7 protein-coding genes and 1 pseudogene are annotated in these 9,302 nt (G+C 70.2%); 5 read left to right on the plus strand and 3 right to left on the minus strand.

Going from position 1 to position 9,302, the window contains the following annotated elements; translation table 11 throughout:
- Positions 1-43: 43 nt before the first annotated feature.
- A complete protein-coding gene (locus ABZ646_RS32655) occupies positions 44-808 on the minus strand; it encodes a DUF4239 domain-containing protein (RefSeq protein WP_360526923.1) in 765 nt (254 codons plus the stop codon).
- A 30-nt stretch (positions 809-838) separates the two neighbouring features.
- A complete protein-coding gene (locus ABZ646_RS32660) occupies positions 839-967 on the minus strand; it encodes a hypothetical protein (RefSeq protein ID WP_360526926.1) in 129 nt (42 codons plus the stop codon).
- Positions 968-1,715: 748 nt separating this feature from the next.
- Between ABZ646_RS32660 and ABZ646_RS32665 the strand changes: the two genes are divergently transcribed.
- The 3 genes from ABZ646_RS32665 (at position 1,716) to ABZ646_RS32675 (ending at position 5,887) form a co-directional block, all read left to right on the plus strand.
- The gene (locus ABZ646_RS32665) at positions 1,716-2,684 is read left to right on the plus strand and encodes an SCO0930 family lipoprotein (RefSeq protein WP_360526928.1); all 969 of its coding nucleotides are present in this window, start codon (positions 1,716-1,718) and stop codon (positions 2,682-2,684) included.
- A 249-nt stretch (positions 2,685-2,933) separates the two neighbouring features.
- Entirely contained in the window at positions 2,934-3,746 is an 813-nt protein-coding gene (locus tag ABZ646_RS32670; protein WP_360526931.1) for an SAM-dependent methyltransferase, read from the plus strand.
- A complete protein-coding gene (locus ABZ646_RS32675) occupies positions 3,743-5,887 on the plus strand; it encodes an EAL domain-containing protein (RefSeq protein WP_360526934.1) in 2,145 nt (714 codons plus the stop codon). Before ABZ646_RS32670 ends, ABZ646_RS32675 begins: the two co-directional genes overlap by 4 nt.
- Positions 5,888-5,982: 95 nt before the next feature.
- Here the strand turns inward: ABZ646_RS32675 and ABZ646_RS32680 are convergent, their stop codons facing one another.
- The gene (locus ABZ646_RS32680; RefSeq protein WP_360526937.1) at positions 5,983-6,867 is read right to left on the minus strand and encodes a LysR substrate-binding domain-containing protein; all 885 of its coding nucleotides are present in this window, start codon (positions 6,865-6,867) and stop codon (positions 5,983-5,985) included.
- A 119-nt stretch (positions 6,868-6,986) separates the two neighbouring features.
- Between ABZ646_RS32680 and ABZ646_RS32685 the strand changes: the two genes are divergently transcribed.
- Together ABZ646_RS32685 and ABZ646_RS32690 are read left to right on the plus strand one after the other, a co-directional pair.
- Positions 6,987-7,658 carry a succinate dehydrogenase gene (locus ABZ646_RS32685; RefSeq protein WP_360526940.1) on the plus strand — a complete coding sequence of 224 codons (672 nt, stop codon included), beginning with the start codon at positions 6,987-6,989 and terminating at the stop codon, positions 7,656-7,658.
- 1 nt (position 7,659) lies between these two features.
- Positions 7,660-9,204: pseudogene (locus tag ABZ646_RS32690) on the plus strand (fumarate reductase/succinate dehydrogenase flavoprotein subunit); the annotation flags it as partial.
- Between the last annotated feature and the right edge of the window lie 98 nt (positions 9,205-9,302).

A 9,302-nucleotide genomic window follows, 5' to 3' on the forward strand; every position in this document is an offset into this window, starting at 1 on the left:
GGGGGACCCGGACGGCCCACTGCCCCTCTGCCTCTCTGCTCCGCTATCCCTTGGCGTGCGGGAAGAAGTTCAGGAAGGGCTGCACGGTCGCCGTGATGCCACGGCTGTACGGTTCGTCGAAGTCCCAGATCAGGAACAGCATGAAGGCGATGGTCGCGGAGAACAGGCCCGCCAGGACCAGTTCGCGCCGGGTGCGCCTGATCTGCAGCGCGAAGACCATGCCGACGGTGATCAACGCCCCGACCAGCAGCCCGGCCCACACCACGTTCGGCATCGTCGCCCCGGTCGAGTCGGCGCGGGCGCTGCGTGCCTGGTCGAGGGCGGCCACCTGGTCCACCAGCGGCTGGTAGGCCTGGGCCTGGAAGTCGGTCTTCGGCTGGTAGTCGGTGACGTCCTGACGGATCGTCGCGAGCAGGTCGGCGCCGCGCTGCGTGAGACGACCGTGGTCGGACATCTCCTTCCACTCCTTGCCGACGACCTGCCCGGCGTAGGCGTCGACGTCCGCGCGGATCCGGTCGCGGACGTCGGGTGGATACACCCGTACCCGCTCCTGGATCTCGTGCAGCGCCTGCGCCTCCGCCTGTACGTGGTCCTGGGCGGCGCTGCGGGCCTCCCACACTCCGGCCACGGCCAGACCCAGGACGATGGCGTAGATGACGCCGATCCACATCGTCATGTACTCGATGACGTCCGGCGTCTCGGAGGGATCCTCGTCCTCCGACGCCCTCTTGTCGCGGACGAGGGTGATGACGACCACCACGGCACAGGCCGCGAGGATCGCGAGGACGAGAACAAGCCAATCCGGCAACGAAGCCTCCAGATATCGGTGGACCGGCCGTCAGCGCGCGCGGAACGCGGCGACGGCGACGATCGCGGGTACGGCGATGAGCAGGACGTAGGTGACCGGAGAGGTGCGGTTCGGGGCCTTCGTGCCGGTCGACTGGACGTGGTACGGCGGGTAGGTCACCGGGGTCGGAGAGGGTCGCGGGGTCGGTTTCGGTGCCGGCGCGGGGGGCGGCACCGGCCTGGGCCTGGGAGCCGGCGGCCGGACGGGTGCCGGGGTGGGCCTGGACGCCGGTGCCGGCCTGGGCGGTGGAGCCGGGCGCGGGGCCGGCGGGGCGGGGCGCGGCGGTTTCGGGGTGGGAGTCGGCCTGGGTTCGGGCGTGGGCCTGGGGGGCGGGGTCGGCGGCGGGGGAGGCGGGGGTGGGGGCGGAGTCGGCGTGGGTGTGGGGCAGGGCGGCGGTGTGGGCGCCGGGCACGGCGGGAGTGAGGGCCAGGAGCCGCCGGCGACGGCCACCGCCTGGATGCCGTCCGGACCGGTCGAGGCGTAGGCGCAGGCGTCGGCCGAGGCCGTGCCGACCGGGCAGCCCACGAGGGTCCACGTCAACGCCAGCAGGGCCAACACCCTTGAGGCGGGCGCAAGTCGGGTCGCTTCGGGTGCATGCACGACCGAGATCATGAGGTCTCGCGAGCCGTCGCACGCCGTAGTACCGGAGGATTGATCCGAATGGACTACATGTGGCGTAAACCGGTTTGAATCACACCGGTCCGCGAATGGCTCGAAGCGTACGCCCGTGCGGGAGGCGACCCGGGGACACCGCGCTCCGAAAGAAATTTGTGAGCCGGTTGAACACTTCGGCCCCCCGGGTCCGTACCTGATGTCGTGCGGCGGCGCAGAGGCGCTGCGATATCCAGGCGATTATGGGGAGTTGACGATGAAGACCTCGTGGAGGAGCGCCTCTCTGGTGGCCACGGCCGCGGGGGTGATGGTGTTCGCGACGGCGTGCGGTCAGGACAACACGACCACTCCGTCCTCGGCGGCCCAGAACGTCGGAGCCACGGCTCCGGCAGGCATCGGCAGCATCACCAGTCCCACCGCCTCGTCCAGTGCCGGGAACGGCTACGGCGCCGACGGCAACCAGGCCTCCAGCTCCCCGGCCGCGGTGCAGCCCGCCGGCAAGCTGACCGTCGCCAGCAACCCCGACCTGGGCAATGTGCTCACCGACGGCAGCGGCCTCACCCTCTACCGCTTCGACGCGGACACCGCCAATCCCCCCAAGTCGAACTGCGACGGGGACTGCGCGACCACCTGGCCGCCGGTGCCCGCCGACGACGCCACGGCCGGGGCGGGCATCGACAAGGCACTGCTGGGCGAGGTCACCCGCACCGACGGCACCAAGCAGCTGACCGTCGGCGGCTGGCCGGTGTACCGCTACGCCAAGGACGTCAACGCCGGTGACGTCAACGGCCAGGGCGTGGGCGGCAAGTGGTTCGCGCTGGCCCCCACCGGCAAGAAGGCCACGCTGGCCTCTCTGCCCGGCCTCTCGGTCCGCAAGGACGCCAAGCTCGGCGACATCATCGTCGACAAGAACGGCATGACGGTCTACCGCTTCATCAAGGACAAGGCGTGGCCCAACGTCGTCTCGAACTGCACCGGGGCCTGCCTGGTGAAGTGGCCGGCCGTCGCGGAGGTCGCCTCCAGCGACACCAAGGGCATCGTGAAGAAGGGCCTGATGGGCTTCTCCCGGCCGGACAACGGCCAGAAGCAGCAGACGGTCAACTGCTGGCCGATCTACACGTTCTCCGGTGACGCGAAGGCCGGGGACACCAACGGCCAGGGCGTCGGCGGCACGTGGTACGCCGTCTCGCCCGAAGGAAAGCTGGTCGGCGCGCCGGCCAAGTAGGGGCCACCGCCCCAGGGCTGCGCCCCGGACGACCACACGACGGCGCATGACCGCCCGCCCCCTCCGCACCGCACGGAGGGGGCGGGCTCCTTCGCGTTCCCGGCAATACCGAACACCCCGGAAACCGAACGCGGAATTAACCGTTCCTGACCGGGAACGGACGGTCAATTTCCGTTTCCGCTCGCCCTGTTCGCAGTCGATCAGTAGCCTCTGCTCGAACACCGGATCGCCCGAGCCTTGGAGAGATACATGGAGCGTCCCGCCTGGGCCCCACGGAGCATCGACATCTCGGTGCCCAGCGTTTCGCGTATCTACGACTACTACCTGGGCGGTTCGCACAATTTCGAGGTCGACCGGGAAGCGGCCCGCAAGGCGATGGCGCACCTGCCGGGACTGCCGAAGATCATGCAGGCCAACCGTGCCTTCATGCGCCGCGCCGTCCGCCACGCGGTCGCCGCCGGTGTCGAGCAGTTCCTGGACATCGGGTCCGGCATCCCCACCTTCGGCAACGTCCACGAGGTCGCGCAGACGGCGCACCCCGGCGCGCGCGTGGTGTACGTGGACCACGACCCGGTGGCCGTGGCGCACAGCGACGCCGTACTGGAGGGCAACGAGAACGCGGACGTGGTCGCCGCCGACCTCCGCAAGCCGCAGGAAATCCTGTCAAGTCCTCAGGTGGAGCGTCTCATCGACCTGAATCGGCCAGTGGCGTTGCTTCTCGTTGCCATACTGCACTTCGTGGAAGACGCGGACGACCCGTACGGGGCGGTGGCACAGCTGCGCGACGCACTCGCGCCCGGCAGCCTGCTTGTTCTCACGCATGCCTCTTACGAGGGAATCCCGTTGCCGGCAGAGCGGGCCGAGGGTGCGGTGGACGTATACAGGGACATTCGCAACCCGCTGATCATGCGCTCGCGCGACGAGATCGCGCGGTTCTTCGAGGGGTACGACATGATGGAACCCGGACTGGTGCCGATGCCGCACTGGCGGCCGGAGTCGGCGCCGGAGGACGAGGATCCGTATGCCTTCTCCGGATTCGCCGGCGTGGGGATCGCGGCGTGATCGCGGAGCCGGACGGGCCGGAGGACAGACTGCGCCGGTTCGCGACGATCTGGAGCCGCACGGTCTTCCCGGTGACCTCCACGTCCCTGACCCGGCCGGAGTTCGAGGAACAACTGCTGCCGCTCGCCCGCCGCCTGAGCGAGATCCTGCTGGCGCACGGCTTCGACGCCGACGAGGCACGGCAGGTGGGCGCCGCGCTGATCGACGCGCACTGCACCGATCCCGAGGCACTCACGCGCAGCCTCGACTGCGTCGACGCCTACCTGGTGCTGTACTGCGGCGGGGACGGCCCCCAGGACGAGCTGCGGATGCGCTCCTCGCGGATCCAGCACGCGATGGCCGCCGGGTTCGCCCAGGCGCTGCGCGAGCGCACGCTGGCCGAGCAGGAGGCCATCGCCCAGGCCGCGTTGCGGGCCCAGGGCGTGGTCGCACAGGCGCTGCACGCGAGCGAGGCCCGCTTCCGCGCGGTCTTCGAGGGGGCCGCGATAGGAATCGGCATCGCCGACCTGGAAGGCAACGTCCTCCAGGTGAACGGCGCGCTGCTGCGCATGTTCGGCGGCTCCGAGCAGACCCTGCGCGGCCGCAAGGTCAAGGAGTGGGTGCATCCGGAGGACGCGCCCCAGACCTGGCGGCTCTACGAGGAGCTGGTGCGGGGCGAACGCGAGCACTACCACGTCGAGAAGGCCTTCAACCGCTCCGACGGAACGGTCCTGTGGACCAACCTGACCGTCTCCCTCCTCAGGGACGCCGACGGCGAACCGCAGTACCAGCTGGCCCTCATGGAGGACACGACCGAGCGGCGGCTGCTCAACCTCCGGCTGCGCTACGAGGCCACCCACGACGCGCTGACCGGCCTGCCCAACCGCACGCTGTTCTTCGAGCGCCTGGAGAAGGCCCTGTCCGCGGGCGAAGGGCAGCGCTTCGGGCTCTGCTACCTCGATCTGGACGGCTTCAAGACGATCAACGACAGCCTCGGCCACTCGGCCGGCGACCGGCTGCTGGTGGAGGTCGCCGACCGGCTGCAGTCCTGTGCGACCGCGCCCGGTGAGATGGTCGCCCGGCTCGGCGGTGACGAGTTCGTCGCGCTGACCACCGGCCCGGCCACCCAGCGCGAGGTCGACGACCTGGCCGACCGCATCATGAACGCCCTCGTCACCCCGATCAGCATCGACGGTCGCGAACTGCTGGTCCGCGGCTCCATCGGCGTCGTCGAGGGGCCGGCCGGCGAGCGCACCCCGGCCGAGGTGCTGCGCAGCGCCGACATCACGATGTACCGGGCCAAGTCGGCGGGCGGCAACCGCTTCGAGCTGGCCGACCCGGAGGCGGACGCCCGCGCGATCACACGGCACGGTCTGACCACGGCGCTGCCGGCCGCGCTGGACCGGGGCGAGTTCTTCATCGAGTACCAGCCGCTGGTCCACCTCGGCGACGGCAGTGTCCGCGGTGCCGAGGCCCTGGTCCGCTGGCTGCACCCGCAGCACGGCGTCCTCGGCCCGGACCGCTTCATCCCGCTCGCCGAACACACCGGTCTCATCGTCCCGTTGGGCCGCTGGGTCCTGGAGGAGTCGATCCGCCAGGCCCGCGAGTGGCGGGAACGCTACGGCGAGGACACCGCCGCGGGCCCGCTGCGGATCAACGTCAATCTCTCCCCGTGCCAGCTCACCCATCCCGGCCTGGTCCAGGACACGGTGGACATCCTGGAACGGACCGGAGTGGCCCCCGACGCGCTCTGCCTGGAGGTCACCGAGTCGGCCCTCATCGGCGCCGACGACGACCTCCTCAAACCCCTGCGGCGGCTCGCCGAGATGGGCGTCGACATCGCCCTGGACGACTTCGGCACCGGGTACTCGAACCTCGCCAACCTCCGTCGTCTCCCCGTGAGCATCCTCAAACTGGACCGGTCCTTCACCCAGAGCATGCAGCAGTTCCCGGCGGACCCGGTCGACCTCAAGATCGTGGAGGGCATCGTCACCCTGGCCCACAGCCTGGACCTGGCGGTCACGGTGGAGGGCGTGGAGACGGGCGCCCAGGCCGAACAACTCCGCATACTCGGCTGCGACACCGCCCAGGGCTGGTACTACGCCCGCCCGGGCCCACCGGAGAGACTCCACGACCTCGCCCTGGTGGATGCGACAGGCTGAGCCGCCGGTGTGGGTCGTGGGTGGTCGCTCGCGCGGGGAACTGCGCGACCAGCCCCCACGCACCCGCACCCGACCACGCTCCGTCACCTCTCCCCTCACCTCTCCAACAACATCCTCTGCAACTCCCTGGCGGCCCTCGGCGGCGCCACATCGCTCCGGTGCGCCAACGCGATGGTCCGATGCAACCCCGGCTTGGCCAACGGAGTGACCCGCAGCCCCCGCCCCGACCGAGCTGCGACCATCCGAGGTACCACGGCCACCCCCAGGCCCGCCCGCACGAACCCCAGCACCGCGTCCATCTCGCCCCCCTCGACCGCGAAACCCGGCTCGAACCCCGCGGAGCGGCACGCGGCCACGGTCAGCTCCCGCAGGTCGTACCCGTGCCGGAACATCACCAGCCGCTCGCCCTCCAGATCGGCGATCCGTACGCCGCCGCGCCCCCGCCCCGGCACCGTCGCCTCGGGCGCGGACACCACCACCAGGTCCTCCCGCAACAGCTCCACCGTGGTCAGCGCCGGCGACGCCGGCGGCAGCGGCAGCACGATCAGCGCCAGGTCGAGCGCCCCGCGCGCCAGCTCCCGTACGAGATCGTGCGACCCGCTCTCCTCGATCAGCAGCTGGATCCCCGGATACCGGTCGTGGAAGGCGCGCAGCACGTCGGGCAGCAGCCCGGTGCACAGACTCGGCGTCGCCCCCAGCCGCACCCGTCCGCTCCGCAGCTGCGCCAGCTCCTGTACCTCGTACCGGGCCGTGTCCGCGTCGGCCAGGATGCGGCGGGCCAGCGGCAGCAGCGCCTCGCCCGCGTCGGTCAGGGTGATGTTCCCGCGCGCCCGCAGGAACAGGTCCGCCCCCAGCTCCCGCTCCAGCGCCTTGATCTGCTGGGACAGCGACGGCTGGGCGACGTGCACCAGCTCGGCGGCCCGGGTGAAGTGCCGGGTCTCGGCCACGGCGACGAAGTACTGAAGCTGCTGGAACTGCATGGTTACACGATAGCTTCCATCTATCGAATCAAGCCGGACCATGTCTTGGACCGATCGGTCCTCGGCGGCCTACCGTCATCGGCATGGCTCTGGCAACGCGGACGGACCGACGGCCGTCCATGGCACGCACCGTGTGGGACTCCTCCGTCGGCAAGAAGACCGTCATGGCGGTCAGCGGCCTGATCATGCTGCTGTACCTGGTCGTCCACATGATCGGGAACCTGAAGATCTTCTTCGGGGCCGGCGAGTACAACCACTACGCGCACTGGCTGCGCACCATCGGCGAACCGTTCATGCACTACGAGTGGACGCTCTGGCTCATCCGGACCGTCCTGGTCGTCGCCGTGGTCGCGCACGCCACGTCCGCCTACCAGCTCAGCCGCCGCGACATCAGGGCCCGCCCCAGCAAGTACGTGCACAGGAAGCCCCGGGCCTCCTATGCCACCCGAACCATGCGCTGGGGTGGGATCATCCTCGGCCTGTTCATCGTCTGGCACATCCTGGACCTGACCACCGGCACCGTGCACCCCGGCGGCTTCCAGCCCGGCCACCCGTACCAGAACGTCGTGGACACCTTCTCCACCTGGTACGGCAACGTCATCTACATCGTCGCGATGCTCGCCCTCGGCCTGCACGTGCGGCACGGCTTCTGGAGCGCCGCCCAGACCCTCGGCGCCGGCAGCCGCACCCGCGACCGCGCCCTGAAGACCGTCGCGAACGTCCTCGCGCTGCTGCTCACGGCCGGCTTCATCGCCGTACCCGTGGGCGTCATGACCGGAGTGGTGAGCTGACATGACCTACACCGACTACGTCACCGGCGAACCCGTCGCCGACACCAAGGCGCCCTCCGGGCCGGTCCACGAGCGCTGGGACAAGCGCCGTTTCGAGGCCGGACTGGTCAACCCCGCCAACCGGCGCAAGCACACGGTGATCGTCGTGGGTACCGGTCTCGCGGGTGGCTCCGCCGGCGCGACCCTCGCCGAACAGGGCTACCGCGTCGTCCAGTTCTGCTACCAGGACTCCCCGCGCCGCGCCCACTCCATCGCCGCGCAGGGCGGCATCAACGCGGCGAAGAACTACCGCAACGACGGCGACTCCGTCCACCGCCTGTTCTACGACACCGTCAAGGGCGGCGACTTCCGCGCCCGCGAGTCCAACGTCCACCGCCTGGCGCAGATCTCCGTCGAGATCATCGACCAGTGCGTGGCGCAGGGCGTACCGTTCGCCCGCGAGTACGGCGGTCTGCTCGACACCCGGTCGTTCGGCGGTGTCCAGGTGTCCCGGACCTTCTACGCCCGCGGCCAGACGGGCCAGCAGCTGCTCCTCGGGGCGTACCAGGCGCTGAGCCGGCAGATCGCCGCCGGCAACGTGGAGATGCACCCGCGCACCGAGATGCTCGACGTGATCGTCGTCGACGGACGGGCCCGCGGGATCGTGGCCCGGGACCTGGTCACCGGGAAGATCGACACGTACTTCGCGGACGCCGTCGTCCTCGCCAGCGGTGGCTACGGCAACGTCTTCTACCTGTCGACGAACGCCATGAACTCCAACGCCACCGCCGTCTGGCGGGCGCACCGGCGCGGTGCCTACTTCGCCAACCCGTGCTTCACCCAGATCCACCCCACCTGCATCCCGCGCACCGGCGACCACCAGTCCAAGCTCACCCTGATGAGCGAGTCGCTGCGCAACGACGGACGGATCTGGGTGCCCAGGGCGAAGGGCGACAGCCGCCCCGCGAACGAGATCCCCGAGGACGAGCGCGACTACTACCTGGAGCGCATCTACCCGTCCTTCGGCAACCTGGTCCCGCGTGACATCGCCTCCCGAGCCGCGAAGAACGTCTGCGACGAGGGCCGTGGTGTCGGCCCCGGCGGGCAGGGCGTCTACCTCGACTTCGCCGACGCCATCGAGCGGATGGGACGGGGGGCCGTCGAGGCCAAGTACGGCAACCTCTTCGACATGTACCAGCGGATCACCGACGAGGATCCGTACCAGGTGCCGATGCGGATCTATCCCGCCGTGCACTACACGATGGGCGGGCTGTGGGTCGACTACGACCTCCAGACCACCGTCCCCGGCCTGTTCGCGGTCGGCGAGGCCAACTTCTCCGACCACGGCGCGAACCGGCTCGGCGCGAGCGCGCTGATGCAGGGTCTCGCCGACGGCTACTTCGTGCTCCCGGCCACCATCAACGACTACCTCGCCCGCAACCCCCACCAGGAGGCGGTGACCGCCGAACACCCCGCCGTCCAGGAGGCGCTGGCGGAGACCGAGGACCGGCTGAACCTGTTGCTGTCCGTCGACGGCGACCGCACCCCCGACTCCTTCCACCGTGAACGTGATCAGAGGGACGACCGAGCGCCGTAGCCATCTCCGCGGCCGCAACCGTTCGCGTTCCCGCAGCGCCCCCTGGAAGTCCCCCACGACGTGCCGGT

Origin of the sequence: Streptomyces sp. NPDC007162 (assembly GCF_040634175.1) — a bacterium.
Classification (GTDB): domain Bacteria; phylum Actinomycetota; class Actinomycetes; order Streptomycetales; family Streptomycetaceae; genus Streptomyces.

Excerpts from the sequence above, each read along its gene's own strand:
- ABZ646_RS32665 (WP_360526928.1), top strand. The coding sequence starts at position 1,716 with ATGAAGACCTCGTGGAGGAGCGCCTCTCTGGTGGCCACGGCCGCGGGG.
- ABZ646_RS32670 (WP_360526931.1), top strand. The coding sequence starts at position 2,934 with ATGGAGCGTCCCGCCTGGGCCCCACGGAGCATCGACATCTCGGTGCCC.
- ABZ646_RS32680 (WP_360526937.1), bottom strand. The coding sequence starts at position 6,867 with ATGCAGTTCCAGCAGCTTCAGTACTTCGTCGCCGTGGCCGAGACCCGG.
- ABZ646_RS32685 (WP_360526940.1), top strand. The coding sequence starts at position 6,987 with ATGGCACGCACCGTGTGGGACTCCTCCGTCGGCAAGAAGACCGTCATG.